This is a genomic window from Actinorhabdospora filicis (genome assembly GCF_030269765.1).
Lineage (GTDB): Bacteria > Actinomycetota > Actinomycetes > Mycobacteriales > Micromonosporaceae > Actinorhabdospora > Actinorhabdospora filicis.
In genome coordinates, this window is the sequence record NZ_BSTX01000008.1 from 96,781 (window position 1) to 120,660 (window position 23,880).

The 23,880-nt window shown below is 71.7% G+C and carries 30 protein-coding genes; 17 read left to right on the forward strand and 13 right to left on the reverse strand.

All coding sequences use genetic code 11. From position 1 onward, the window contains the following. Nucleotides 1–123 carry a hypothetical protein gene (locus QSK10_RS33225; protein ID WP_285667520.1) on the reverse strand — a complete coding sequence of 41 codons (123 nt, stop codon included), beginning with the start codon at nucleotides 121–123 and terminating at the stop codon, nucleotides 1–3. Between the two features lie 72 nt (nucleotides 124–195). Between QSK10_RS33225 and QSK10_RS33230 the strand changes: the two genes are divergently transcribed. Then, complete coding sequence (locus QSK10_RS33230) at nucleotides 196–366, forward strand: hypothetical protein (protein WP_285667521.1); 171 nt, start codon at nucleotides 196–198, stop codon at nucleotides 364–366. Here the strand turns inward: QSK10_RS33230 and QSK10_RS33235 are convergent. Continuing rightward, nucleotides 359–604, reverse strand: a complete 246-nt coding sequence (locus tag QSK10_RS33235) for a DUF397 domain-containing protein (RefSeq protein WP_285667523.1) — start codon at nucleotides 602–604, stop codon at nucleotides 359–361. The genes QSK10_RS33230 and QSK10_RS33235 overlap by 8 nt on opposite strands. Beyond that, on the reverse strand, nucleotides 601–1,455 hold the full coding sequence (locus QSK10_RS33240) for a helix-turn-helix domain-containing protein (RefSeq protein ID WP_285667525.1): 855 nt from the start codon (nucleotides 1,453–1,455) through the stop codon (nucleotides 601–603). Before QSK10_RS33240 ends, QSK10_RS33235 begins: the two co-directional genes overlap by 4 nt. 142 nt (nucleotides 1,456–1,597) lie before the next feature. Here QSK10_RS33240 and QSK10_RS33245 point away from each other — a divergent pair, with 142 nt between their 5' ends. Both QSK10_RS33245 and QSK10_RS33250 read left to right on the forward strand, forming a co-directional pair. Next, on the forward strand, nucleotides 1,598–1,897 hold the full coding sequence (locus QSK10_RS33245; protein WP_285667526.1) for a hypothetical protein: 300 nt from the start codon (nucleotides 1,598–1,600) through the stop codon (nucleotides 1,895–1,897). A gap of 26 nt (nucleotides 1,898–1,923) precedes the next feature. Continuing rightward, nucleotides 1,924–2,295, forward strand: coding sequence for a nuclear transport factor 2 family protein (locus tag QSK10_RS33250; protein ID WP_285667527.1), 372 nt, complete (start codon nucleotides 1,924–1,926; stop codon nucleotides 2,293–2,295). A 25-nt stretch (nucleotides 2,296–2,320) separates the two neighbouring features. On the opposite strand, the gene QSK10_RS33255 is transcribed toward QSK10_RS33250, so the two are convergent. Both QSK10_RS33255 and QSK10_RS33260 read right to left on the reverse strand, forming a co-directional pair. Continuing rightward, nucleotides 2,321–3,166, reverse strand: a complete 846-nt coding sequence (locus QSK10_RS33255) for an alpha/beta fold hydrolase (protein WP_285667528.1) — start codon at nucleotides 3,164–3,166, stop codon at nucleotides 2,321–2,323. Nucleotides 3,167–3,175: 9 nt separating this feature from the next. Next, nucleotides 3,176–4,096, reverse strand: coding sequence for a quinone oxidoreductase family protein (locus QSK10_RS33260; protein WP_285667529.1), 921 nt, complete (start codon nucleotides 4,094–4,096; stop codon nucleotides 3,176–3,178). Between the two features lie 145 nt (nucleotides 4,097–4,241). On the opposite strand from QSK10_RS33260, the gene QSK10_RS33265 reads away from it, so the two are divergent. From QSK10_RS33265 to QSK10_RS33280, 4 genes are read left to right on the forward strand one after another with little or no spacing between them, the layout of a single operon-like run. After that, on the forward strand, nucleotides 4,242–4,598 hold the full coding sequence (locus tag QSK10_RS33265) for a YbaB/EbfC family nucleoid-associated protein (protein ID WP_285667531.1): 357 nt from the start codon (nucleotides 4,242–4,244) through the stop codon (nucleotides 4,596–4,598). After that, nucleotides 4,595–4,909 carry a hypothetical protein gene (locus tag QSK10_RS33270; protein WP_285667532.1) on the forward strand — a complete coding sequence of 105 codons (315 nt, stop codon included), beginning with the start codon at nucleotides 4,595–4,597 and terminating at the stop codon, nucleotides 4,907–4,909. Before QSK10_RS33265 ends, QSK10_RS33270 begins: the two co-directional genes overlap by 4 nt. Beyond that, the gene (locus QSK10_RS33275) at nucleotides 4,906–6,036 is read left to right on the forward strand and encodes a WXG100 family type VII secretion target (RefSeq protein WP_285667533.1); all 1,131 of its coding nucleotides are present in this window, start codon (nucleotides 4,906–4,908) and stop codon (nucleotides 6,034–6,036) included. Before QSK10_RS33270 ends, QSK10_RS33275 begins: the two co-directional genes overlap by 4 nt. Nucleotides 6,037–6,076: 40 nt before the next feature. Then, nucleotides 6,077–6,856, forward strand: coding sequence for a DUF6292 family protein (locus QSK10_RS33280; RefSeq protein WP_285667534.1), 780 nt, complete (start codon nucleotides 6,077–6,079; stop codon nucleotides 6,854–6,856). Here QSK10_RS33280 and QSK10_RS33285 read toward each other — a convergent pair. The 3 genes from QSK10_RS33285 to QSK10_RS33295 all read right to left on the reverse strand — a co-directional run bounded on the left by QSK10_RS33285 (nucleotide 6,844) and on the right by QSK10_RS33295 (nucleotide 9,435). Next, on the reverse strand, nucleotides 6,844–7,227 hold the full coding sequence (locus tag QSK10_RS33285) for a DUF4259 domain-containing protein (protein ID WP_285667535.1): 384 nt from the start codon (nucleotides 7,225–7,227) through the stop codon (nucleotides 6,844–6,846). The two genes, QSK10_RS33280 and QSK10_RS33285, sit on opposite strands and share 13 nt — an antisense overlap. Nucleotides 7,228–7,755: 528 nt before the next feature. Then, on the reverse strand, nucleotides 7,756–8,535 hold the full coding sequence (locus QSK10_RS33290; protein ID WP_285667536.1) for an SGNH/GDSL hydrolase family protein: 780 nt from the start codon (nucleotides 8,533–8,535) through the stop codon (nucleotides 7,756–7,758). Nucleotides 8,536–8,634: 99 nt separating this feature from the next. Then, nucleotides 8,635–9,435, reverse strand: coding sequence for an SGNH/GDSL hydrolase family protein (locus QSK10_RS33295; RefSeq protein ID WP_285667537.1), 801 nt, complete (start codon nucleotides 9,433–9,435; stop codon nucleotides 8,635–8,637). 69 nt (nucleotides 9,436–9,504) lie between these two features. On the opposite strand from QSK10_RS33295, the gene QSK10_RS33300 reads away from it, so the two are divergent. Together QSK10_RS33300 and QSK10_RS33305 are read left to right on the forward strand one after the other, a co-directional pair. Beyond that, nucleotides 9,505–10,233, forward strand: coding sequence for a hypothetical protein (locus QSK10_RS33300; protein WP_285667538.1), 729 nt, complete (start codon nucleotides 9,505–9,507; stop codon nucleotides 10,231–10,233). 22 nt (nucleotides 10,234–10,255) lie between these two features. Beyond that, nucleotides 10,256–11,026 (forward strand): hypothetical protein, encoded by a 771-nt coding sequence (locus tag QSK10_RS33305; protein WP_285667539.1) that lies wholly within the window; start codon nucleotides 10,256–10,258, stop codon nucleotides 11,024–11,026. Here QSK10_RS33305 and QSK10_RS33310 read toward each other — a convergent pair. After that, nucleotides 11,023–11,982 (reverse strand): winged helix-turn-helix domain-containing protein, encoded by a 960-nt coding sequence (locus QSK10_RS33310; protein WP_285667540.1) that lies wholly within the window; start codon nucleotides 11,980–11,982, stop codon nucleotides 11,023–11,025. The two genes, QSK10_RS33305 and QSK10_RS33310, sit on opposite strands and share 4 nt — an antisense overlap. A 144-nt stretch (nucleotides 11,983–12,126) precedes the next feature. On the opposite strand from QSK10_RS33310, the gene QSK10_RS33315 reads away from it, so the two are divergent. Genes QSK10_RS33315 through nudC form a run of 5 tightly spaced genes read left to right on the forward strand, consistent with a single transcriptional unit; the run spans nucleotide 12,127 to nucleotide 16,375 of the window. Then, a complete protein-coding gene (locus QSK10_RS33315) occupies nucleotides 12,127–12,360 on the forward strand; it encodes a hypothetical protein (protein ID WP_285667541.1) in 234 nt (77 codons plus the stop codon). A gap of 54 nt (nucleotides 12,361–12,414) precedes the next feature. Then, a complete protein-coding gene (locus tag QSK10_RS33320) occupies nucleotides 12,415–12,852 on the forward strand; it encodes a GNAT family N-acetyltransferase (protein ID WP_285667542.1) in 438 nt (145 codons plus the stop codon). Nucleotides 12,853–12,893: 41 nt separating this feature from the next. Next, nucleotides 12,894–14,204 (forward strand): M16 family metallopeptidase, encoded by a 1,311-nt coding sequence (locus tag QSK10_RS33325; RefSeq protein WP_285667543.1) that lies wholly within the window; start codon nucleotides 12,894–12,896, stop codon nucleotides 14,202–14,204. After that, on the forward strand, nucleotides 14,201–15,514 hold the full coding sequence (locus QSK10_RS33330) for a M16 family metallopeptidase (RefSeq protein ID WP_432705395.1): 1,314 nt from the start codon (nucleotides 14,201–14,203) through the stop codon (nucleotides 15,512–15,514). The genes QSK10_RS33325 and QSK10_RS33330 overlap by 4 nt, the downstream gene beginning before the upstream one ends. A 6-nt stretch (nucleotides 15,515–15,520) precedes the next feature. Beyond that, the gene (gene nudC / locus QSK10_RS33335; protein ID WP_285667544.1) at nucleotides 15,521–16,375 is read left to right on the forward strand and encodes an NAD(+) diphosphatase; all 855 of its coding nucleotides are present in this window, start codon (nucleotides 15,521–15,523) and stop codon (nucleotides 16,373–16,375) included. A gap of 31 nt (nucleotides 16,376–16,406) precedes the next feature. Here nudC and QSK10_RS33340 read toward each other — a convergent pair whose 3' ends face one another. Next, a complete protein-coding gene (locus tag QSK10_RS33340) occupies nucleotides 16,407–18,671 on the reverse strand; it encodes an ATP-binding protein (RefSeq protein WP_285667545.1) in 2,265 nt (754 codons plus the stop codon). 115 nt (nucleotides 18,672–18,786) lie between these two features. Here QSK10_RS33340 and QSK10_RS33345 point away from each other — a divergent pair, with 115 nt between their 5' ends. Together QSK10_RS33345 and lepB are read left to right on the forward strand one after the other, a co-directional pair. Beyond that, a complete protein-coding gene (locus QSK10_RS33345) occupies nucleotides 18,787–18,954 on the forward strand; it encodes a hypothetical protein (protein ID WP_285667546.1) in 168 nt (55 codons plus the stop codon). Between the two features lie 54 nt (nucleotides 18,955–19,008). Continuing rightward, nucleotides 19,009–19,413: a signal peptidase I gene (gene lepB / locus QSK10_RS33350; protein WP_285667547.1), complete on the forward strand. Its 405-nt coding sequence runs from the start codon at nucleotides 19,009–19,011 to the stop codon at nucleotides 19,411–19,413. Nucleotides 19,414–19,790: 377 nt separating this feature from the next. Here the strand turns inward: lepB and QSK10_RS33355 are convergent, their stop codons facing one another. The 3 genes from QSK10_RS33355 to QSK10_RS33365 form a co-directional block, all read right to left on the reverse strand. Next, nucleotides 19,791–20,249, reverse strand: a complete 459-nt coding sequence (locus QSK10_RS33355) for a DIP1984 family protein (RefSeq protein WP_285667548.1) — start codon at nucleotides 20,247–20,249, stop codon at nucleotides 19,791–19,793. A gap of 45 nt (nucleotides 20,250–20,294) precedes the next feature. Further along, nucleotides 20,295–21,122 (reverse strand): hypothetical protein, encoded by an 828-nt coding sequence (locus QSK10_RS33360; protein WP_285667549.1) that lies wholly within the window; start codon nucleotides 21,120–21,122, stop codon nucleotides 20,295–20,297. Nucleotides 21,123–21,288: 166 nt separating this feature from the next. Next, nucleotides 21,289–21,522 carry a mycoredoxin gene (locus tag QSK10_RS33365; RefSeq protein ID WP_285667550.1) on the reverse strand — a complete coding sequence of 78 codons (234 nt, stop codon included), beginning with the start codon at nucleotides 21,520–21,522 and terminating at the stop codon, nucleotides 21,289–21,291. A gap of 83 nt (nucleotides 21,523–21,605) precedes the next feature. On the opposite strand from QSK10_RS33365, the gene QSK10_RS33370 reads away from it, so the two are divergent. Further along, a complete protein-coding gene (locus tag QSK10_RS33370) occupies nucleotides 21,606–23,720 on the forward strand; it encodes an ATP-dependent DNA helicase UvrD2 (RefSeq protein WP_285667605.1) in 2,115 nt (704 codons plus the stop codon). Nucleotides 23,721–23,880 lie beyond the last annotated feature (160 nt).

The following is a 23,880-nucleotide window of genomic DNA, read 5'->3' on the forward strand; positions in this document are numbered from 1 at the left end:
CTACGCCGATGGGAGGGTGCCGGGGTTGCCGCCGGTGATCGCCTCGCTGGTGGGCGCCGTCGGGTTGCCGAGGTGCGGGACGTTCACCGCCGCGGCGACCGCGTCGGGTGGGCGGGTGCGCATCCAGGACTTCACGGCCGCGCGCAGGAGTGCGTTGTCGGCGATGCTGGTCGGGAGGGGCGGGTGGAGAACTTCATGAGTTTGGCGCCCCGGGTCATGACGTCGCCATTCGCGTTCCTGGAGTGGAACAACCTTCAGAACGTCAATCCCCCGGGGACGCCGAGGAGCACGTGGAGGCCGGTGGAGCCGTTCACCTACGCGCACCAGTCTTTCGTGCCGGAGATCGCGGAGGACATGTTCAGGTGAGGGAGCCCAGGGAACCCAGTGCGGTCACGAACGAGGCCCAGGACGCACGATCCACCTGGAGGATCGGTGACACGGCGAGCTTCGAGTCGCGGACGAGGATCGAGGGGCCGGTCGCAGCGGCTTCGACGCAGTTGCCGCCATTCCCGTGGCTGTAGCTCGACCGGTGCCACGCCACCTCGATGCAGTTGCCGCCATTGCTGGTGCTGTAGCTCGACTTGCGCCAGACGAACTCGGTCATTTGGTTTCCTTCATCAGGCTCTTGATCATTGCTGAAGACTCATCGGGCGTCAGCGCGCTGCGGGTGAGCTTCGCCCAGGAGACCTCGTACGTGGTGATCTCATTTTCCTCTTCGAGGAAGATCCCGCCGATCTGCGTTTCCAGGTAGACCACGCCCGGGTCGGCCTCCACACCGAACCCGATCAGGTGGAAGCCGCTCTCAAGACCTGGCACGGCTCCGCGCACAAATGGCAGTACCTGCACACGGATGTGCGGCTGCTGGTTCACCTCGACCAGGTGCCCAAGTTGCTCCCGCATCACCTCTGGCCCACCCACCATCCGGCGGAGTGCGGCTTCATCGAGGATCGCGTGCAGCAGCATGGGCCGATCACGGGTGAGCGCTTCCTGCCGCCGGAGACGTTGCTCTGCGAACTCACGAATCACGTCTTCAGGTCGCTCGGGATCGTCGCGGAAGAGGGCTTCGATGTAGCCACGCGTCTGGAGCAGGCCCGGGATCACGCTCAGCTCGAAGGTTTGGATCTGGGTGGCGCCCCACTCCAGGCCGATCAGGGAGGAGAACCACTCCGGCACTCCCGAGGCCCGATCCCACCAGCCTTTCTCCTTGGCCTTCACCGCGAGGTCGAGGTACCAGACCTGGCGCTCCACCGGCACCTTGTACAGCTGGAGCATCACGAGCAGGTCGGATCGCCGCACCTGATTCCGTCGCGTCTCCAGGTGACCGACTCTCGCCGGTGCGCACCCGAGTTCGCCCGCGACATCCGCCTGGCTCAGACCGGCGGCCATGCGCAGGCGTCGCAGCTCATTGGCGAGCAGCCGGGCGGCTACGGTCGGGCTGCTTTCAGCTGGGTGCACCGAACTCCCTCACTGTCGGGTTTCCGTCATCGCACGCGTGGTGCGACACGCCGAGTAGACCACGCTCTTGCTCAAGTTGATAGTCGAAACGTAGTCTCAACTAACGGCCTGGGGAGGCGGTCACGAGGCTTGGAGGCCTGTCATGGTCAACGAGGAAACCACTGTCGTAGATACGTACGAGTACGTCCTGTGGGAAGTCTGCAAGTCACCTGAGGGCGCTGTCCACTTCGTCATCCGTCAAGCGGCGGCCGCGCCGGACATCTCCCTCAAAGAAATGAGGGCGGGCCTCGTCCCCTGGGGACTGGCCGCCCTCACCTCGACCTTCCACGAGATGGGCCTCTACTGGGTCGCACTCCACCCCGCCGACCCCGAAGGCAACTACGACACCAAATCCATCTCCGACACCTACATCACCTGGGGCACCGGCGCTCTCCACCTCTGACCCCGGTGACGGACTACGGTCACCCCATGTCCGAACTCGCCGCGCTCGAACACCGCCGCCTCAAGGCCCTCGTCGCCGCCGAAGCCGAGACCCTTGACGCCCTCCACGCCCCGGACTTCCTCCTCGTCCACCCCAGTGGCGGCGTGTGGACGAAGTCCGACTACATCGGCGGGATCCTCTCCGGCGAGATCCGGTACCACCGCTTCGAAGCCCTCACCGAAATCCAGGTCATGGCCGACACGACCATCGCCGTCCTGCGCTACCGCTCCTCGATCTGCATCCAGATCGGCGGCAACCAGCCCGGCGAACTGGAGGCCTGGCACACCGACTCCTACCGGCGCGAGGACGCGTCCTCACCCTGGCGGGTCGTCTGGTCCCAGGCCACCGCGATCGATTAGAAGAGCAGAGTCAGTCGGAACAGGCTCAGGCGAGCAGCCCTCGCACGAAGGCCTCGAACTCCTTCGGCGCCGACAGCATCGTGTAGTGGTCGCCCTCGTCCAGCTCGGTGAGGGTCGCCCCCTCAACCTCCCGGGCGAGGCGCTTGGACCACAGCTGCGTCCCTTGAAAATCATGCTTCCCGGACAGCACGCTCACCGGCACGCGAATCTCACTCAACCGCTCCGCCACCGGCGGGTCCAGCTCGACGCCCAGGTAATCCTCCAGCATCACCCAGTACCAGGCCTGTACCTGCATCGCCACCAGCCGCCGCCGCTCGTGCTCGGGCAGCTTCGGCGCCCACGCGGCGATGTCGGCCTCACCCACGGCCGGGACTCCACCCAGCTCGGGGTTCCGCAGCGCGATCACGTGCTCGAAGTGCTTCAGCATCACTTCACGCGCGGCCGTCTCCTCCTCCGTCGGGTCCGGGAACGGGCCGAAGGACGCCGACACCGGCACCGCGCGCTCCACCCGCTCGGGGTACCGGTGCGCGAAGGCGAGCAACCGCCGTCCGCCGTCCGAGACTCCAATGAGGACGGCGCGCTCCACACCGGCCGCGTCCATCACGGCCCGCACGTCCTCGATCTCGTCGTACTTCTCCGTCGCCAGCGACGAAAGTCCAGAATCCCGGTAGTCGAACATGGTGACCCGCGCGATCCGCGAAAGCCACTCCACAGTGGAGTCCCAGACCCGCATGTCGGCGGCGCCCGGGTTCAGGAGGACGACGTCTCGTCCCGAAGTCGCCGTGTCGAGCGAACCCACCGTCTTGTAGAAGATGTATCCACCGGGAACGTCGGCGTATCCGCTCGTCACCGCGAAGTTCGTGTTGGTCATGGCGACAATCTAGGGAACGATCACGACCCTGCCCATGTTTTTGCGTGTGTCGAGCATCTCGAAACCATCGCTCACCCGCTGTAGTGCCAGACGTGCGTGGACCTGCGGCTTTACCGCCCCATCCGCGTGCAGTCGCCACAGTTGCGCCCGCATCCGCTCCACTTCGGACGGACGATGCCGCGCCAGCGTCCCGACGGCGAACCCGGTGAGGCTCTTCATCTCCGGCCGCAGCGAGTACGTGTCCACCAGCGCTCCCTCGGCACTGAAGGTCACCGCCCGCCCGAAGGGCTTCAGCGCGGCGATTCCCTTCCGCAGGACCTCACCGCCCACGGCGTCCAGGACCGCGTCGAACCCGCCGTCCCAGCCGTCCTCATAGGACATCGCCCTCTCCGCGCCCAGGCCGCGCACGAACTCCGCCTTCTCCGGCGAGTCCACCGCGCCCACGACCCGCGCGCCCAGCCCGCGCGCGATCTGCACCGCGAGATGCCCGACACCACCGGCCGCGCCCGTGACCAGGACGCGCTCACCACCCGCGACCCGGGCGGCCTCCACGGCCCCGAGCGCGACGAGCCCGCTCCGGGCGATGACGACCGCCTCCACGGGGTCCACGGCCCTCGGCACCCGGCTCACCAGCCCCGCCGGGGCCACCGCGTAATCGGCGAGGGCGCCGTGCGGCGTCACTCCCGCGACCCGCTCACCCAGCCCGATGCCCCGCACATCCGGGCCGAGGGCCATCACCTCGCCCACCAGCTCACCCCCGACCGGCGCGGGCAGCGGCGAGGCGGTCTTGAGCCGCAGCAGGTCCGGCAGCGCGATCCCAGCGGCCTCCACCCGCACCAGCACTTCACCCGGCCCGGGTTCGGGGATCGCCGCTTCCGTCACCCGCAGCACCTCGGGTCCGCCGTGGGACTCCTGCATCACCTTGCGCACGTCGGCCTCCACTCCGCTCGGGATCGCTCTCAAGATCGTCGCGGAGAAGGTACCGCCACCGCCCGCGCGGCGCACGGGACAGCGCGAAACCGGCACCGCGACTAGCCTCACGGTGAGCCCCCGAGACGTGTCCGAGGAGCCGGTGATGCCCGAGCCAGCCGCGGAACTCCCGCGCTACCAGCAGATCCTGCGCGACTTCGAGGAGAAGACCGCGCGCCTGGCCCGGGCCGCCGCCGGGATGCGCGACATCACCGGCCACGCCCGCAGCCGCGACGGCTCGGTCGAGGTCACCGTCACCGGCACCGGCGCGGTCCTCGACCTGAGGCTCTCGGCGAAGGCCATGACCCGCGGGCACCTGCCGCTCACCAACGAGATCATGGCGATGATCCGGCAGGCCACAGTGGACGCCGCCGACAAGACGCGCGCGAACCTCGATCCCGAACTCGCCGCCGAACTCGCCCGCATCGACCAGGCGCGCCAGGACGCGGAGGGCACCGCATGAGCACCTTCGAGGTCGACCCCGAGGCCCTCCTCTCCTACGGTCAGGGCAGCAAGGAACTGGCGGCGAAGTTCCGGCGGCTCTCGCAGCTCCTCGAACAGGCCAGAGTGGACGATCAGTGCTTCGGCCTCATCGGCGGCGTCACCTACGGCCGGATCTACTTCAACGCGCTGGACGCGGTCAAGGCGACCAGCGAGCAGGCGAAGACCTTCCTCGAAGACGTCGACGGCAAGCTCACCGACGTCCACGGCAGCTACACCGGCACCGACCAGGGCGTGGCCGGCGCGCTCAAGAAGATGGGCGGCCCGGCGTGACCACGCCCGACGGACCCGGGACCTTCGCCGACCTGAACAAGGGCACCTACGAACAGGACGGCTGGTTCGAGCAGGCCTCGGGACGCGGCAGCTCGATCGCGGGGTCCTTTTTAGACCTCGCCGACGCCACCTCGCCACCGGAAGTCGCCGCCGCGACCGTCTCCTCCCGTATGGAGATCCTCTCGGCGATCGCCAGCCCCGGGCAGGCCCTCATCTCCAACGGGCTCGGCTGGCTGATCTCCATCATCCTCAGCCCGATCATCGAAGGCGTCATCGAACCCGCCCTCGGCGACCCCGAGCAGATGCGCGCCACGGCGTCCGGCTGGGAACAGGTCGGCAACTGGCTCGACCAGGTCGCCACCGCCGAACCCGAACGCGCCCGCAAGACCACCGGTGCGTGGCAGGGCGCCGCCGGTGACGCCTTCCGCACCAGGATGGACGACTTCGGCAAGGGCGCCAAGGCGATGGGCGGCGACGTCCGGGGGCTGAAGGACACCCTGGAGACCTTCGCCGACCTCATGGACGCCTTCGTGGAGTTCTGCGTCTCGATCCTCACCGACCTGGTCACCGGGCTGATCGTGGAGTGGCTGGCCGCGCTGGCCGCGTCCTACATCACCGCCGGGGCCTCGGTCGTGGCCGCCGGAACCGCGACCACCATCCAGGTGGCCAACACCGCGAGCAAGGTCGCCAAGGCCGTCACCGAGCTGGAGAAGGCCCTCCAGCTCCTGCGCGGCAAGATCAAACCCGTCATCGAGGCCATGGACGAGCTCCGGAACGGCAACTTCGCGCTGCGGGCCCTCGGCCGCAAGATCGACGGCACCGGGCTGGGCATCCTCACCCGCGCCAACGGCGAGGGCCTGTCGACCACCGCCAACCGCTTCGCCAACGGCGTCATCGGGCCGCAGGCCCTGGCCACCAACATCACCCAGCACCTCCTGAGCAACGTCCTGGGCGGGACGACCCTGACCGGCCGGGCGGCGAAGAACGCCGCGATCGACGGTGCCATCGACTACGGCATCGGCGCGGGCGCCGACTACGCCTACGACACCGGCAAGGACGCGGTGACCGGCGGCGACGCCTCCGACGAGGAGCGCGCCGCGGCCGAGAAGAGGGGCTTCGGCTCCTAATCCACTGTGGAGCTTCGCGTTCTCTCGCTAGGGTGCCGGGATGACCGACCCCACCCCCTACCTCGGCATCTGCGTCGCCGCCCTCGAAGCCGCCGGCGTCGAGATCAGCGGGATCGGCGCGCTCGCGCATCCCGTGCGCTCCCGGCGTTTCCGCGTCGGCGGCGCCTGGCGGATGGCGCTCATGGACCACGACGACACCTTCTACGACGCCGGCCTCGGCTGGCACGAGGAGACCGGCTGGACGGTCCACGAGACCAGCGAGCCCGGCGCGGTGCGCGGTTACCTGCACACCGACTACGCGATCGGCTCCGGCATCGTCCCCGCCCCGGCCGAGCTGGCCGCCGAGATGCTCGCGCTGGGCCGCGACATGTCCGGGCTCTCCCGCCGCGACGGCGACTGGAAGGCGCGCCGCGCGTCGGTGCCCGACCCCGCGCTGGAGGCCGCCCTGGCGTCCCATGCACCGCTGCGGGAAGCGGACCCGGCGCTCATCGCCGCCGCCCGCGACGCCCTGACCGCCGCCGGGCTCGACCACGCCCTCACCCGCCCGCTCGCCGGGCCCGACGGGCTCGAAGACGGCGAGCACGGGTCGCTCCTCCGCCTCGGCCTGCACGCCTCGGCGCTGCTGGAGCGCGCGGTCGACGACGGCGAGGTCTACCACGCGAACCTGGAATGGCGCTCCCGCGGCGGATGGAGCCTCGCGCTGGGAGTGTGGCGGGACGAGGAGATGGGCGACTTCCGGGTCGTCCGGCGGCCCCTCGCCCTGGGGCCGGACGCCGAGGTCGCGCGGGTCGCCGCAGCGGTGGCGGCTCAGACCGCCTGATCCCGCGCGGCGGCCAGCGCCGCCCGGTACGGCTCGTGCAGTGCGAGGACCTCCGGCAGCCGGCCGACGTCCGCCCACAGGTCGTGCCACTCGCTGCCGGTGGCGGCGGTGACCCGGTCCCAGGCGCGCAGCGCGTGCTCGACCAGCCCGGCGCCGGCCTCGAAGGGCCGCGCGGCCAGGACCTCGCGGGCCCGCTCGTCCTCGACCGGCGCGCCCAGCCTCGCCGCGATCAGGGCGACGGCGGCCATCGCCCCGGCCGCCTCCGTGGCGTCCAGGTAGCCGTCGAAGGCGACGGCCCAGTCCAGGGCCTCCCGCACCCGCGCGGCGGCCTCACCGGGCGGGCCCCACCGATGTGGTCGAGCGCGTCCCACGCGCCGTCACTGTCGAACGGGCCGCGGCCCCAGACACCCATGGTGGGACGGTAACCGGGGGGTGTGACGGGGTGGGGCGCGGACGGGGGCCCGGGTGGGCTGGGGCTGGACGATCGCGGTGGGCTGGGGCTGGGCCGATGAGGCGTGGGCAGCGGATCCCGGGCACATGACGCGCGACGACGTGCCGCGCGCTCGCCCTGCTCACCGTGCGTTTTTCGCCGACCTCTTTTCGGTGGGGGCCCAGAGCCCGCCCCGCTGGGGCGAACGTAACCGGCCTTGAGCGTGGGGTGTCAAACGGCTGATCCCCGGCACCTGTGGATATCCGGGTGATTGTGGATAGTTCGTAACAAAGCCGAAACATGATCCGCGACCACCGACCACCCGCCGACCCGCCACCCGCCCCTCCGTCCCGCCCGCTCGTCCCTCAGTCGCGTCCGAACGCCCACCCACCAGAACACCGGAACGCCGGAGCCCGAAAGCCCCGGCGTCCCGTTCCTCAATCCATCCGTCTATCCAGCCCGGTGGCGGCTAGAGCTTCCCCTCCACCAGCGTCGTGTAGCCGTCCTGCCCGAGCTTGTTCGGGTGGTACGACTCGATGATCGGCCAGGAGAGGCCGTTGATCCACGACGTCGAATCGCAGATGGCGTGCCCGGTGAACGGCGTCCTGGCGTCGGCGAAGGTGAAGCCGTGCGCCGAGGCGCGGGCGGCGATCGCGTTGGCCAGGCGGTTGGCGGTGTCGTTCAGGGCGGTGCGCTCGGCGGCGCTGATGCCGTTGATGACGCTGCAGTTGTTGCCCTTGAACAGCTTGGGGTAGCCGACCACGATCACGTGCGCGTTGGGCGCCTTGGCGCTGATGGCGTTGTACACCGCGTCGAGCTTGCCGGGCAGGCTGTTGGCGATGAACGTGTTCGCGTTGTCGATGTCGTCCATGCAGTTCACGAACGGGATGTTGCACTGGGTGATGACGTCGGAGAATCCGGCGTCGTTGCCGCCGATGGAGATGGTGACCAGGTCGGTGCCGGCCGACAGGGTGCCCATCTGGTTGGCGGTGACGTCGCCGGTCCGGGCGCCCGAGCACGCCTTGAACGACAGGTTCGCCCCGATGTCGGTGGCGAGCTGGTACGGGTAGGCGTGCACGGAGGTGTAGCAGTTGGTTTCGATGTACTGGCCGGTGCCGGTACCGGACGAGTAGGAATCGCCGAGCGCGACGTAGTCGATCGAGGCGGCCTGTGCCGGGGCCGCCGCGAACAACACCGACGCGAGGGCGAGGACCCCGCCGAGGGCGAGGATCCGAAGCCGACGTGACATGTTGCTCTCCTTGGGGGTAAAGAGAAGCGACTACCGGTGGGTAACCGGTGGCGCCACTCTAGGGCTTCCCGGGTGCCGGGGGAAGCTCCAAAGGACCTCTCAGCTCAGCTGCGGGCGGACGAGCCCGGTGTAGGCGACGTGGCCGTCGCGGTTCGGGTGATAGGACTCCGTGGTCGGGCTGGACAGCCCGTTGATCCACTCCACGTCATCGCAGACGCGGTGGACGTTGAAGGCGGACCGTGGATCGACGAACGTGAAGCCGTGCGCCTGGGCGCGGCCGCGGATGGTGTCGTCCAGCAGGTCGCCGGTGGTGTTCATCCGCGACTGCTCGCCGGCGCTGAGGCGGGCCAGCGCGTTGCAGGTTTCGCCGTTGAACAGCAGCGGGTACCCGACCACGATCACCTTCGCGTTGGGCGCCTTGGACCGGATGAGCCCGTACAGCTCGTCGAGGCGCCCGGGCAGGGTGCCGCGAATGAAGTTGTCGGCCTTGTCGATGTCGCCCCAGCAGGTGTAGGGCCACGGCTTGGCGCACTGCGTGATGATCGAGGAGAAACCGGCGTCGTTGCCGCCGACGGAGACGGTGACGAAGTTCGTCCCGGCGCTGAGGGAACCCAGCTGCTTGTCGCGGACGTCGTAGGTGCGCGCGCCCGAGCACGCCTGGAACGACAGGCTCGCGCCGATCGCGGCCGCCGCCTTGTACGGGTAGGCGTACTGCGAGCGGTAGCAGCCGTCGTCGGCCAGGTAGGACCGGGTGCCGACGCCGGACGAGTACGAGTCGCCCAGGGCGACATAGGACGGACCCGCCGCGTGTGCCGGGAGCGCGGCGATGACCGTGAGTATCACCGCGAGGGCGGTGAGTAAAGTCGAGCCGGCCCATCTGAGCCGGGAAGTGGTGCGCATGAGGGACACTCCTTTGTGGACGAGCACAGATGATCTGTGACGGTCGTCACGTAGCATAAGGGTGAGAAGGTGGCCGCGAACACCGTCTACATGCGAATTCGCGCTGTCGTGTCGGCGATAGCGCTCATCACGCTGACCGCCTGCACCTCCGGCCCCACCGGCGGCGGGGACGACGTCGACGGTGTCGACCCCGACCCCTACACCCAGAAGATCGCCACCTGCCTCTCGCCCGAGGACGCCCCGCACACCGGCGAGCCCCTCGACGGCGAGGCGGGCCCCGCGCGGACCGCCGACGGCGAGTCGGGCGTGTCCTACCGCGCCTACCCCGACCCGTGGCGGCCGTTCGTGCTCGACTGGAAGACGCAGGAGCTGGGCCTGAGCTTCCACTCCGGGCAGATGCTGGAGGCCGAGGTCGGCGTGGACGGCACGCCCAACTGGGCCGTCATCGGGTCCACGCGCATGCCCACCAACGTCGGCGACGCCGTCGTCACCGACCTGGCCTGCCTGGGCGCGCTCGTCGTCGCCGACATCATCGACATGACCGGCTACGAGTCGGGCGCGGCCTCCACCGACGTCCTGCGCCAGGAGCTGCGGACGATCGACGGCCGCCCGGCGTGGCTGAACCTGTCGCGCTACCACGTCATCGACGAGCGCTTCTCGTCCCGCAGCGAACTCCAGGGCACGCTGCTCATCGACGGCGACAAGGGCGCGGCGATCGTGTTCGTCACCGTCCCCGGCGTCCGCGACGACCTCGACGGGGTGATCGACGAGGTCTTCGCCTCCGTCCGCGTCCCGTGACTCGCCGGGGCACACTAGCGGGGTGAGCACGCACCCCCAGACGCCCCCGCGCATGGACCCCAAGGTCCTGCGCTGGTTCGTCGTGGCCGGCATCGGCATCGTGGCGATCGGATTGGTGATCGTCATCGCCCTGGCCGCGCAGGGCGCGCTGCCCGGCGACAAGCCCCAGTCGGCGAACGACTACTCCGCCCCCAAGGACGACAAGCCCTTCCTCGCCGAGCAGTGCCCGCCGCTGGCCTCCTCGCCCGAGCAGGGCGAACCCGGCCCGCCCCCGGAGGGGGACCGGACGGTCGACCAGAAGTCCGGCATCTCCTACCGCGCCTACGGCGACCCGTGGAAGCCCTGGCACGACGACTGGCGGATGGGCGAGCTGGAGGTCTCCTACCGCGTCGGCCAGTACTTCGTCACCGAGAACTATCCCGGCGGGGAGTACCTGGCCTCGATCCTGTCGGGCTCGGTGCCCGCCCGCGTCAACGACGGCGCCGACCTGGACCTCCAGTGCACCGCCAAACTCGTCGCCGCCGACGTGCGCGCCTCCTACTACCCCAAACCGAACACCATGGAGACGTTGCGGGACGAGCGCATCGACATCGGCGGGCGCTCGGCGTGGGTGGTGCGGATGCGCATCCACTTCGACGAGGAGGGCCTGACCGCCAAGGACGAGCTGGTCGGCGTCGCCCTCATCGACGTCGGGCGGCCCGAGGCGGCCGTGCTGTACGTGTCGGTCCCCAGCACCCACAAGCAGTTCGACTGGATCGTCGACGACGTGATGGAGTCGGTCCGCGTCGTCTAGCCGAGCACGTCGGTGAGCGCGTCGCCGCGTTCGGTGCGGCGCAGCAGGACCCGCCTCCCGCGCCGCTCGCGCGTGATCAGCCCGGCCCCTTCGAGCCGCGCGCAGTGGTAGGTAGCCGTCCCCGGCGAGCAGCCCGCCTCCCGCGCGGCCTCCCCGGCGGTCACGCCCCGCCCGGCCGCGCGCAGGATCGCCGCCCGGACCCCGCCCAGCGTCAGCGCCAGCGCGTCGGACGCCGGTGGCGGCACCGGCTCGCCCGCCCACAGCCCGCCCAGGCCGCGCAGGGGATAGCCGAGCCAGACCTCATCGGGCCGGTCGAGACTGAACACCGAGGCCGAGGTCCCCGAGGCCAGCGGCACCAGCGTGATCCGCCGCCCGCCCAGCGCGAAGACCTCCGGATGCGGATCGGGCAGCAGCAGATCGCCGCCGCGCAGGCGCGTGCGATGCGACAGGGCGCCCAGGACGGCGTCCAGCCGCCCGGAGACCGCCGCGGTCCCCACCCGCTCGATCTCGCGGCCGACCAGCGGCGCCGTCCGCCGCCACAGCGGCGCGAAGGCGTCCCAGGCCGCCCGCAGGACCCCCAGGTAGCCCGCGATGAAGGCGCGCGGATCGTCCACCACCACCCGCCACTGACGCGGCACCACCCCGTCGAAGTCGTACTCCAGCTCGGCCAGTAAGACCTCGCCGGGCAGCTCGGCCAGCTCCTCCAGGCGCTCGCCGACCGGCGTCGCCGACAGCGTCCGGGTCAGCGTGAGGCAGTCGGGGACCAGCGAGAAGCCCGGCGCGAACATGGGCCGCACGATCGCCCCCGCCTCCGCCGGCAGCGCAGCGCGCAGCCCGGCGCGGACCCCGGGCGGCACCCCCTGCGGGCGCCCGCCGAGGACGTCGGCGACCAGCGACATCAGCGTGGCGCCCTGGTCGGGCGCGACGGACACCGCCACGCGATCGAGCTCGCCCAATCGCAAACGCGTCCATGTCGCCACCGTGCCTCCCGGCCGGATCGTACGCGGGTTCGATGTTTTGAGGGATCTCGAAAGGCTTGGGACGGCCGGTGCCGCTCGCCAGGATCGGGGGCACATACCGGATCTGCCTGGGAGTGAGCCATGCGTTCAATGAAAGACCTGATCGGACGCGCCGCCGACCGTCTACTGGGGACGGTCGCACCGAAGGCGCGGGCGGCCGCCTGGTGCTGCGGCAGCGTCGAGCCCTGCACGGTCGAGTGCTGGCGCGACTGCCACTGCAACGCCAACAACCGCCTGTGCTGCCGCATCTGCTCGACGCAGCTGGGCTCGGGCGCCACCAGCTGCGGCGCCTACAACTGCAACGCGGCCTGCTGAGGCCCCCGGCGGTGTCGCCCGGAGTTGTCGCACCCCCGGGCGACACTGCCGCGCATGAACGTGATCTTGCGCGAGAGCGTCCACGACGACCTGGAGACCTTCTTCGCCCACCAGGCCGAACCCGAGGGCGTGCGCCGCGCCGACTTCCCCGCCCGCGACCGCGAGGCCTTCTTCACCCACTGGGAGACGAAGATCTTCGCCGTCCCCGAGAACATCGCCTACACGGTCGTGGCCGACGGCCGCATCGCGGGCAACATCGTGTCCTGGCCGCAGGACGGCCGCCGCATGACCGGCTACTGGCTGGGGGAGGAGTTCTGGGGACGCGGCCTGGGCACCACCGCGATGCGGCTGTTCCTGGAACTGGAGACGACCCGCCCGCTCTACGGCGACGTCGCCGAGGGCAACACCGCCTCCATCCGCCTGCTCGAACGCTGCGGATTCACCCGGCAGGGCGAGCCCGAGGACGGTTACGTACTGCTCATGCTGGAGTGAGGCGGACCGTCCGGGTCGTCTTCCCGAGATAAGGTCATCGCGTGGCTTCTCCCGAGATTCGCATCCCCGCCACCCACTACCCCGTGGAGCGCTTCACGCTCCCGAACGGGCTGCGGGTGGTCCTGAGCCCGGACCGCAGCGCGCCAGTGGTGGGCGTGTCGGTCGTCTACGACGTGGGCATCCGCAGTGAACCCGAGGGGCGCACCGGTTTCGCGCACCTCTTCGAGCACCTGATGTTCCAGGGTTCGGCGAACCTGGAGAAGCTCGCGCACTTCCGCTACGTCCAGGGTTCCGGCGGCACCTTCAACGGCTCCACCCACCTGGACTACACCGACTACTACGAGCAGCTCCCCTCGAACGCGCTGGAGCGGGCCCTCTTCCTCGAAGCCGACCGCATGCGGTCGCCGCGCATCACCGAGGAGAACCTGCAGAACCAGATCGCGGTCGTCAAGGAGGAGATCCGGGTCCGCGTCCTGAACCAGCCCTACGGCGGGTTCCCGTGGCTGCGGCTCCCCCCGGTCATGTTCGACACGTTCCCCAACGCCCACGACGGCTACGGCTCCTTCGACGACCTCGAAGCGGCCACCGTGGAGAACGCCACCGACTTCTTCGAGCGGTACTACGCCGCCGGAAACGCCGTCCTGTCGGTCTCCGGCGACTTCACCGTCGAGGAGGCCACCCGCCTCATCGAGCGGCACTTCTCCGACGTCCCGGCCCGCCCGGCGCCCGCGCGGCCCGACTTCGGCGAGCCGGACCTGACCGCCGAGCGCCGCTCGTCCTACACCGACGCCCTGGCGCCGCTGCCGGCGATCGCCTCGGCGTGGCGGGTCCCCGACCCGGTCAAGGACCTCCCGGGCTACCTGCCCTACGTCGTGCTCGCCGAGGTCCTCACCGACGGCGACGCCTCCCGCCTGGTCGAGCGCCTGGTGTCCCGCGACCGCGTCGCCACCAGCGTCGGCGGCTACCTCGGCTTCATGGGCGAGCCCTTCGCCGTGCGGGACCCCACGGCGCTGGTGCTGTCCTCGCACCTGCCGCCCGGCGGCGACCCGGACAAGCTCCTCACCACCGTCGACGAGGAGATCGCCCGCCTCGCGCAGGACGGCCTCGCGCCCGGCGAGCTGCACCGCGTCCAGGCGCGCATCGCCACCCACCTGCTGCGCGACGAGGACTCCGTCCTCAACCGCGCCCTGCACCTGGCCACCTACGAGATCCAGCGCGGGGACGCGTCCCTGGCCCTGGACCTGCCCCGCCAGCTGGGCGAGGTCACCGCCGAGCAGGTCACCGCCGCCGCGGCGACCCTGCGGCCCGAGCGCCGCGCATCCGTCGAGGTCGTCCCGGGAGGAGACCAGTGAGCATCACCGAGGTTCCGGACCTGGCGCCGGAGACCACCCTCACCCTGCCCGAGTCGGTCGAGAAGACCCTCGGCAACGGCCTCACCGTCATCGCCGTGCACCGCCCCAGCGTGCCGCTGGTCGAACTGCGCCTGCGCCTCCCGTTCGCCCAGGCCGACACCGCGATCTCCTCGGTGCTCACCCAGACGCTGTTCGCGGGCACCGCGGGCAAGTCCATGGTGGACATCGCCGCCGAGCTCCAGGCCGTCGGCGGCGGGCTGTCGGCCGGGGGCGACCCCGACCGGCTCCTCATCGCCGGCAACAGCCTCGCCGACGGGCTCCCGCACATGTTGCGGATCCTCAACGAGGTCCTCACCGGGGCCGTCTACCCCGCCAATGAGGTCCGCACCGAGCGCGAGCGCATCGCCGACCGCCTCAAGGTCGCCGCGCAGCAGCCCGCGCACGTCGTGGCCCGCGCCCTGAACCGGCGCCTGTACGGCGACCACCCCTACGCCAGCCAGACCCCCGAGGCCGAGGACGTCCTGGCCGTGGAGACCGGCGTCCTGCGCGCCATGCACGACGAGCGCCTCCACCCCAACGGCGGCGTCCTCGTCCTGGTCGGCGACGTCGAACCGCACACCGCCATCGCCGCCGTCGAGGAGGCCCTCGGCGGCTGGAACGGCGCCGGGACGCTCATCGAGCTGCCCCCGGTCGCGCCCTTCGTCACCGGCCCGCTGACCCTCGTCGACCGGCCCGGCTCGGTCCAGTCGAACATCCGGCTGGCCATGAACGGCGTATCGCGCACCCACGCCGACAACGCCGCCCAGCAGCTGACGAACCTCGTCTACGGCGGGTACTTCTCCTCGCGCCTGGTGGAGAACATCCGCGAGGACAAGGGCTACACCTACTCGCCGCGCTCGGGCGTGGAGCACTCCGCGGCCGGCACCGAGCTGTCCATCTCCGCCGACGTGGCCACCGAGGTCACCGCCCCGGCGCTGTGGGAGACCCTCTACGAGATGGGCCGCCTGGCCACCGTCGCACCCGGCAAGGAAGAGGTCGAGCAGGCCCGCAGGTACGCCCTGGGCACCCTGCGCCTGGGCACCTCCACCCAGTCGGGCCTGGCCGGGCTGGTCTCGGTGCTCGCCGGATCCGGGCTGCGCCTGGACTGGCTCGCCGGGCACGCCACCCGCCTCGCCGAGACCACCGTCGACGACGTCGCGCGCTTCGCCGCCGCCAACTTCGCCCCGGCCAACGCCGTGGCGGTGATCCTCGGCGACGCGCAGGTCATCACCCCGTCCCTGCGCGCGATCACCGCGATCGAGGCGGCCTGACAACCGATGCTCCCACTCCTCTCACGGGGCGTCATCGACCGGGCGGCGCACCGCCGCACCGACGAGGCCTGGCTGGCCGCCGCGTGGCGTTCCTCGCGCGTCCTGGTCATGGACACCGACGGGCGCGTGCCCGTCGATGACGCCGGTGGGCTGCGCCTGCTCGACCCGGGCGACGTCCCGGCCGGGGAACGCTGGTTCCTCGGCCAGGACGCCGACGGCACGCCCTACTTCGCCGTCCACGCCGAGGTCGGGGCGTCCTCGTCGACGCTGCGGGAACTCGCCCTCGACCTGAGCGACGCCGACGCCGAACTGGTGTCCACCGCCCTCGCCCTGGTCAACTGGCACGCCTCGCACGTCTACAGCCCCGTCACCGGCACCCCCGCCGTCACCACCCACGCCGGATGGGTGCGCTCACCCGAGGGCGGGGGACCGTCGATGTTCCCCCGCACCGACCCGGCGATGATCGTGCTGGTCACCGACGGCGGCGACCAGTGCCTCCTGGCACGCGGCGCCGGGCGTCCCGCCAACTGGTACTCGTGCCTGGCCGGATTCGTCGAGCCCGGCGAGTCGGCCGAGGCGTGCGTGGCCCGCGAGGTCCAGGAAGAGGTCGGCCTGGCCGTCCGCGACATCACCTACGTGGTCTCGCAGCCCTGGCCGTTCCCCGCCTCCCTCATGCTCGGCTTCTACGCCGTCGCCGACCCCGCCGACCCCATCCAGCGCGACCCCGGCGAGATCGCCGACGCCCGCTGGTTCACCCGCGCCGAACTCCGCGACGCCCTCGAAGGGCGCTCACCGGACATGGCGACCCCCGGCGCGATCTCGGTGGCGCACCACCTGATGTCGGGCTGGGCCTACCGCTAGCGAGAGGGCACCGGACACCCGGTGCCCTCTCTCACTTCCCCAGCAGCGCCCGGACCTCGCCGGCCTGCGCGTCGCCGATCTCGGTGAACAACCGCAGCGCCTCCTCCCACTCCTCCTCGGCGGGCTTGCCCAGCGCTTGCCGCGACACACCCCGGAACCGCTGCGTGGCCGCGATGCCCCAGCGCTCGCCGATCTCCCGCAGCAGCGCCAGGGCCCGGTCGAAGGCGTCCAGGGCGTCCTCGTGCCGCCCCAGGCCCGCCAGGCCGCGCCCGAGGTTGTGGCGGGCGATGGCCTCGGCCCGCACGTCGGCGCACTCCACCGCCAGCTCCGCGGCCCGCCCGGCGGCGGCCACGCACTCGCCGTACCGGCCCTCCAGCCGGTGCAGATCGGCGATGTTGGTCAGCGCCATGCCCTGGTGCGAGGCGTCATCGCGGGCCACCCAGATCGCCAGCGAGCGCTCGTAGACGTCCATCGCGTCACCGGTGCGGCCCAGGGACGAGTAGCCCGCCCCGAGGTTGTTCAGCGCCAGCCCGGCGCCCAGCTCGTCGCCGAGCTCCTCGCGGATCACCAGGGCCGCCTCCCAGTCGGCGACGGCCTCCTCGAACCGGCCCGCGCCCCTGCGGGCGATGCCCAGCGCGGTCAGCAGCAGCGCCTCGGCGGGCCGGTCGCCCACGGCCCGGGCGGAGTCCAGGCCGGTGAGGTGGGTGGTGATCCAGTCGGCGCGCAGGCCCCGGGTCTCCAGGAACGGCATCAGCGAGATCGCGATCTGCCAGGCGTGCCGGTGCAGCCCGGCGCGGGCGGCGGCACCGACGGCGGCGACCAGGTTCGGATGCTCCAGGTCGAACCACGCCAGCGCCCCGGCCCGGTCGGCCGGATCGAACGGGGACACCGCCTCCCCGGCCAGCTCCAGTGGCCGCCGCCGCGGCGACAGCCGCAGCGACGCCCGCCACGCCGAATGCAGGTACCACGACAGCAGCAGACCCACCGCCGCGCGCATCTCCCGCTCACCCCCGTGCGCGCGGGCGAAGGCGGCCAGCAGATCGTGGACGCGGTAGCGCTCGGGATGCGGCCGCTGCACCATGTTCGCGTCCGACAGCAGCTCCAGATCGGCCCAGGCCGCGTCCGGCGTGCGCCCGCTCAGCGCCGCCGCGACGTCCAGGCCCAGCTCACCCGGATGTGCCCCCAGCAGCCGGAACGTGCGCCGCGCCGACTCGGGCAGCCGCACGTAGGAGGCCTCGAAGGCGGCGGCGACACTGCGGTCGGCGTCGGCGAGCCGCGCCAGCGCGTTCCCCTCCGGCAGCTGCTCCACGAAGGCCGCCACCGGCCAGTCCGGGCGGTGCTGCAACCGCGCGCCCACCACCCGCAGCGCCAGCGGCAGCGCACCCACCCGCGCCACCAGCGTGTCCACCACCTCCGGCTCGGCGGTGACGCGCTTGCGGTCGGCGATGCGCGCCAGCATCTCGGCGGCCTCGGCCGCCGACAGCACCCCCAGCGACAGCGAACGCGCGCCGTCCAGCCCCAGCCGCCGCCGCGAGGTCACCAGCACCGCCGAGTCGGGCCCCGACGGGAGTAACGGCTCGGCGAGCGCGGCGTCCCGGCAGTCGTCCAGGACCACCAGCAGCCGCCCCGACGCCGTCCGCGAACGCCACAGGACCGCGGCCTCGTCGGCGTCGGCGGGCACCTTGGCCGCGTCCAGCCCCGAGGCGCGCAGCAGCGTCCCCAGCGCGTCCAGTGGCTCGCGCGGCGGCCGGTCGGGCCGGTGCCCGTGCAGGTCGAGGAAGACCACGTCGTCGAAGTCGGGGGCGAGGCGGTGGGCGACGCGCACCGCGAAGCTCGTCTTGCCGACCCCGGCCATGCCGTCCACGACGACGATGCGCGAGGAGCCCGTCAGGTGCGCCTCGACCGTCCGCAGCTCGGCCTCACGGCCGGTGAAGTCGGGCAGGTCGCGCGGCAGCGAAGGCCTGCGGCCACCGCCGCGCAGCTCCCGCCACGCCGCGGCCCACCGGGCCACCACCGGCGGGATCTCCTCCCCGGACAGCCCGCCCACGGCGAGGCAGGCCGCCACATAGGCCTCCACGAAGGACCGCCGCGGCAGGCTCGGCAGCCGCTCCCCCCGCAGGACATAGGAGACGGTGCTCGGCGGCAGCGCGTCGATGACGTCGCCGTTCGGGGCGGTCGTGGTCCCACCCCGCTGGCGCAGCTCACGCAGGGACGGGCGGCCCGCCCAGTCCCGCAACTCGGCGAGCAGGGCGATGAAAGCGGCGGGATCGTTGGCGCGGACGGGATCGGGGGACACGGCGGCTCCGGCGGAAGTTGATCTCTCAGGCCGTCTCAGATTGTCCACCTCCTTCTCGGACACGCCCTCCGCTGATGAGCTGTGATCACTGTCAACCGATCGCGGAGGTCCCCCCGTGAAGCTCATCGCCAAGCTCGCCGACCGCCTGATGGCGCGGGTCGCCCCCAAGGCCGACGCCGACGCCGGCTGCATCTTCCTCTACGAGCACTGCTTCAGCTACAACGGCCGCAAGCGCTGCTGTGCCTACTACGACAACTGCGCCCGGAAGTGCTACGACGAGTAGAGCCAGACCGGACGGCGGGCCGTCGCCATGCCCGCCGTCCACTGAGGAGTCCCCATGCCGTACCTGATCGCCGCCGCCATCGGCTGTCTCTCGGTGACGGCGGTACTGCTGATCAGGACCCGGCTGGTCATCGTCACCGTCCACGGGCCGAGCATGGAGCCCGCGCTCGCCGACGGTGACCGGCTCCTCGTCCGCCGCGCCGGACTGGACCGCGTGCGCGGCGGGGACATCGTCGTCCTCGCCAGCCCGCAGCGGGGGTCCACCTGGTTCGTCAAGCGCGCCGTCGCCGTCCCCGGCGACCCGGTGCCCGAGGCCCTGCGCGAGATCGCGGGCGGGGAGACCGTCCCTCCCGGACGGTTCCTCATCCTCGGCGACAACCCGGCGGTCAGCGCCGACTCCCGCCGCTTCGGCTACCAGCGCGCCGACGGGCTGCTCGGCGTGATGGTCCGGCGGATGTAGACGTCCCGCTCGGGACAGGTCAGGGCCCCGGTTCGGTGAGCCGGGGCCTTTTCGCGACCACCCCGGAGGCGGTCCGCCCTTCGGCCTCACCCTCGCCGGGATCGCCGCTCACCTACGGGGAGTGGCCCAGCGCGAAGGCCCGGCCGACCGGCCGGGCCTTAGCGGTACGTGGAGGTCCCCTGTCCCGCCCTCCCCGCCCCGGGTCCACACGGTGGTGATGAGTCGTGCGCGATGCGCTCTCACTTGTAGGCCGTGCGGGGCATGCGATGTGCAGGTGAGGATTCGAACCCCTACGCCGCCCTCGGCGCGCCATGCAAGTCGGCCGGATACCGCCGGCCCGGTTCGTGTGCGCCCCCGGGGCGAGTACCGACTCCACGTCACTCCAGCAGGTCGGCCTCCCAGTTCGCGCGCTGGACGCGCAGGTCCAGCTCCCGCAGCTCGCGCGCCACCTCGTCGGCGCGCGCCCGCAGGTCGGCCACCGACAGCGCCGAGAGCATCTTCAGCTCCGAGCGCAGCTGCCGCTGGTACCCGCCGGTGGCCGCCGCGTCGGCCGCCGAGGTGAGCACGCCGTGGTGCAGCCGCAGCACGTCCCGCCTGGCGAGGGCCTCGGTGAGCGTCATCGCGTCGATGTGCACCTCGGCGTTGGTGCGGTTGATGCGGCCCATGAGGTACTCCAGCCGCGCCAGGACGCGCGCGACCTCGTCGAGCAGCGCGGCGGCGTCCTCGGTGGGCGTCTCGCCCTCCTGGTACCGCGCGTTGCCCAGGACGCGGGCGCGCAGCTCCTCGACCCGGCGGGCGGCGTCGGCGCGTTCGGCGAGGGCTTCGGCGAGCTTCATGAGGGGAGGGTATCGAGGCGCGGACGCGGGCGCGGCGGGTTCGGCTCAGCCCGTCCCGGCCTGCGCGGGAGGCTGCGGATTGGCCACCAGGACGACGGTGATCGCGTCGACCGAGAAGGTCCGGCCCTCGCCGTGGCGGGCGTGGAAGGTGCGCCCGAGCTGCTCGCCCGAGGAGTACACGTCGACGATGCCCTGGTGCACCCGGCCCGCCTGCGCCCCGGTGACTGCGGCCTGCTCGACGGTGATCCGGTCGCCGCCGTCCACGGCGACCACGGCCGCGACGTGGTAGGGCCAGCGTGGCGGGTTGGACGGCACTTCGCGCCTGCCCCTGGGCGGGACGGCCCACCGGTCCTCGATGATCGCGTAGGCCTCCCCGACGTTCGGGGCGGCGCCCCGATCGGTGCCCTGCGGCCCGGCGGCGCGCCAGTTGTTCGCGCGCTGCCGGTTCTCGGTGTCGCCCTCGCCGAACAGGTCCTGAGTGCCCCGGAACAGGCTGTAGTCGCCGCCGGGCGCGAGCTGCCGGCCGTGCATGAGCTCCTCGGCGGTGTGCGCGCAGTCGGCGAGGAACTGGCCGCCGGGCAGATAGTGCACGAACCGCCGGTTCAGGTAGGTGGCCACGGCGGGCGTCGGGCCGCAGCCGCGCGGCGCGGGCGCATCGTCGCGCGCCCAGATCCCGGTGGCGTCGGAGCGGGTGGCCCCCGTGACGATGTACAGGCCCCCGGCGGTGACCCGGTAGGGCGCGGTGAAGTCACCGTTGTTGGTGCGGCGCTCGGTGAAGCGCTGCGCCACCGCCGCGTTGCCCGCCGCGCGCTGCAACGCCAGGATCGCCTCGTGCGGTCCCGGCGTCCGGCCCGGCTCCGCCCGGCGCGGCACGGGTCGTTCCCCCATCGGCGTGCGAAAGCGCATCGGCCCACCCCCGGTTCATTGAATCGGAAGCCGGCCGTCCGGTTCCAGGGACCGAGGGGCAGAGAAGATCACCCGAAGGGGACGCGCCCATGAAAAACGGGCCGCCCGGGGCGGCCCGCGGTTCCACCCGCCACTAGACGGCGAGCTTCTCCTTCACCTGCACGATCGTGGGGTTCGTCATCGCCGAGCCGTCGGCGAAGCGGACCGTCGGTACCGTCTGGTTGCCGCCGTTGACGCTCATCACGAAGTCGGCGGCGGTGGGGTCGGCCTCGATGTCCACGATCTCGTAGGCGATGCCCTCCCGGTCCATCTGCGTCTTGAGACGACGGCAGTAACCGCACCACTCGGTCGAGTACATGGTCAGCATCGAACACACCTTTCGTCCGTTACAGGGAACCTCGATCGAGGCTACGCCGGTTGCAACGTCACAGGCGCCTGGAATGATGGCCGATTGTGACCGGAAACCGAGTCGAGCAGGTCCTGGCCGGGTTGGACGACGAGCAGCGGGCCGCGGTGAGCGCGCCGGCGGGCCCGGTGTGCATCCTCGCGGGGGCGGGGACGGGTAAGACGCGCGCCGTCACGCACCGCATCGCCTACCGCGTCGCCAAGGGCGACGTGCGGCCCCAGCACGTGCTGGCCGTCACGTTCACGCAGCGTGCGGCGGGTGAGCTGCGGGACCGGCTGCGGCCCCTGGGCGCCGACGGCGCGCAGGCGCGGACCTTCCACTCGGCCGCGCTGCGGCAACTGCGGTACTTCTCCTCGCGCCTGCTCGGCAGCCGCGAGGTGCCCGAGCTGATGGACAGCAAGGCCAAGTTCGTCGGCATCGCCGCCGCCCGCCTCGGGCTGGCCTTCAGCCGCACGAAGCTGCGCGACATCGCCGGCGAGATCGAATGGGCCAAGTCCAGCCTCGTCGAACCCGACACCTACCAGGCGATGGCCCTGCGCGCCGGGCGCGACATCCCCGGCGACGCCGCCGAGGTCGCCAAGATCTACACCGCCTACGAGGAGGGCAAGCAGCGCGCCGGGGTCATCGACTTCGAGGACATGCTGCTCTACACCGCCCGGGGCATCGAGGAGCACGACGACATCGCCCAGCAGATCCGGGCCCAGTACCGCCTCTTCGTCGTCGACGAGTACCAGGACGTCAACCCGCTCCAGCAGCGCCTGCTGGACGCCTGGCTCGGCGACCGCGACGACCTCACCGTCGTCGGCGACGCCGCCCAGACGATCTACTCGTTCACCGGCGCCACCGCCGACTACCTGCTGGACTTCACCCGCGTCCACCGCGAGGCCACCGTCGTGCGCCTCGTGCGCGACTACCGCTCCACCCCGCAGATCGTCGGCCTGGCCAACGAGACCATCGGCGCCGCCACCGGCGCGCAGGCCCGCCTGCGACTCAAGCTCATCGGCCAGCGGCCCGACGGGCCGCCGCCGCAGACCCTCACCTTCGACGACGAGCACGCCGAGGCCGCCGCCGTCGCCGCCCGCTGCGCCGAACTCATCGCGCGGGGGGTGCCCGCCGGGCAGATCGCCGTCCTGTTCCGCGCCAACGCGCAGTCGGAGGCCTACGAGGCCGCCCTCTCCGACGCGGGCGTGCCCACCGTCGTGCAGGGCGCCGCGCGCTTCTTCGACCGCCCCGAGGTCCGCCAGGCCGTGGTGGCCCTGCGCGCCGCCACCCGCACCGCGCCCGCCGAAGGGCTCGTCGACACCGTCACCGAGGCCCTGGAGGCCGTCGGATGGCGTCCCCAGGGCGCGCCCGGCGGTGGCCAGGCGCGCGAGAAGTGGGAGGCCGTGGCCGCCCTCGTCCGCCTCGCCGAGGAGCACGCCCACCTCGACCTGCCCGGCTTCGTCGACGAGCTGGCCCGCCGCGCCGCCGTCCAGCACGTCCCGACCGTCGACGGGGTGACCCTGGCGTCCCTGCACGCCGCCAAGGGCCTGGAGTGGGACGCGGTCTTCCTCGTCGGGCTCGTCGAGGGCACGCTGCCCACCACCTACGCCCGGACGTCGGCGCAGGTCGAGGAGGAGCGCAGGCTCCTCTACGTCGGCATCACCCGCGCCCGGCACTCGCTGTGGCTGTCGTGGTCGCTGTCGCGGCTGCCCGGCGGACGCCCGCGCAGGCCCTGCCGCTTTCTCGCCGAACGCCTCGCCGGGGACCGTCCCGAACTGGCCAAGCCACCCGCGGCCAAGCCCGGCAAGAAGGCCCCGAAGTCGGGCCCCATCATCTGCCGGATCTGCGGAAAGACCCTCATCGACGCCGAGGCCCGCAAGCTCGGCCGCTGCGTCGACTGCCCCTCCAACATCGACGAGGAGCTCTACGAGCGGCTCGTCGAATGGCGCCTGGCGGTCGCCCGCGCGACCGCCCTGCCCGCCTACACCGTCTTCACCAACGCGACCCTGACGGCCATCGCCGAACTGCGCCCGGAAGAAATTTCTTCCCTCGCCAAGATCGCCGGTGTCGGGCCGAGCAAGATCACCAAGTACGGCGAGGCGGTCTTGGCGCTGGTGGGGGGCGCTTCCGTCGATGACCTATCGGCCGAACAGATGAACTCGGCAACGACTTCATAAATACGGTTGCGCGCTCGTGAGGCGGGGGCATAGCCTTCAAACCGCTGCGGCAGGACCAGGTGTGGGCCTACCGGAGTGGCGGTGTCGGGTTAGGGTTGACACCGAGTTATCGACAGCCGGTCCGTCACGGGCCCAGGAGAGCAGAAATGGAGGTGTGTTT

Coding starts and splice junctions, on each gene's coding strand:
- QSK10_RS33280 (WP_285667534.1), top strand. CDS start 6,077: ATGACCGACCCCACCCCCTACCTCGGCATCTGCGTCGCCGCCCTCGAA.
- QSK10_RS33235 (WP_285667523.1), bottom strand. CDS start 604: ATGACCGAGTTCGTCTGGCGCAAGTCGAGCTACAGCACCAGCAATGGC.
- QSK10_RS33315 (WP_285667541.1), top strand. CDS start 12,127: ATGCGTTCAATGAAAGACCTGATCGGACGCGCCGCCGACCGTCTACTG.
- QSK10_RS33355 (WP_285667548.1), bottom strand. CDS start 20,249: ATGAAGCTCGCCGAAGCCCTCGCCGAACGCGCCGACGCCGCCCGCCGG.
- QSK10_RS33270 (WP_285667532.1), top strand. CDS start 4,595: ATGAGCACCTTCGAGGTCGACCCCGAGGCCCTCCTCTCCTACGGTCAG.
- QSK10_RS33295 (WP_285667537.1), bottom strand. CDS start 9,435: ATGCGCACCACTTCCCGGCTCAGATGGGCCGGCTCGACTTTACTCACC.
- QSK10_RS33265 (WP_285667531.1), top strand. CDS start 4,242: ATGCCCGAGCCAGCCGCGGAACTCCCGCGCTACCAGCAGATCCTGCGC.
- QSK10_RS33365 (WP_285667550.1), bottom strand. CDS start 21,522: ATGCTGACCATGTACTCGACCGAGTGGTGCGGTTACTGCCGTCGTCTC.
- QSK10_RS33245 (WP_285667526.1), top strand. CDS start 1,598: ATGGTCAACGAGGAAACCACTGTCGTAGATACGTACGAGTACGTCCTG.
- QSK10_RS33320 (WP_285667542.1), top strand. CDS start 12,415: ATGAACGTGATCTTGCGCGAGAGCGTCCACGACGACCTGGAGACCTTC.
- QSK10_RS33250 (WP_285667527.1), top strand. CDS start 1,924: ATGTCCGAACTCGCCGCGCTCGAACACCGCCGCCTCAAGGCCCTCGTC.
- lepB (WP_285667547.1), top strand. CDS start 19,009: ATGCCGTACCTGATCGCCGCCGCCATCGGCTGTCTCTCGGTGACGGCG.
- QSK10_RS33255 (WP_285667528.1), bottom strand. CDS start 3,166: ATGACCAACACGAACTTCGCGGTGACGAGCGGATACGCCGACGTTCCC.
- nudC (WP_285667544.1), top strand. CDS start 15,521: ATGCTCCCACTCCTCTCACGGGGCGTCATCGACCGGGCGGCGCACCGC.
- QSK10_RS33230 (WP_285667521.1), top strand. CDS start 196: ATGAGTTTGGCGCCCCGGGTCATGACGTCGCCATTCGCGTTCCTGGAG.
- QSK10_RS33225 (WP_285667520.1), bottom strand. CDS start 123: ATGCGCACCCGCCCACCCGACGCGGTCGCCGCGGCGGTGAACGTCCCG.
- QSK10_RS33290 (WP_285667536.1), bottom strand. CDS start 8,535: ATGTCACGTCGGCTTCGGATCCTCGCCCTCGGCGGGGTCCTCGCCCTC.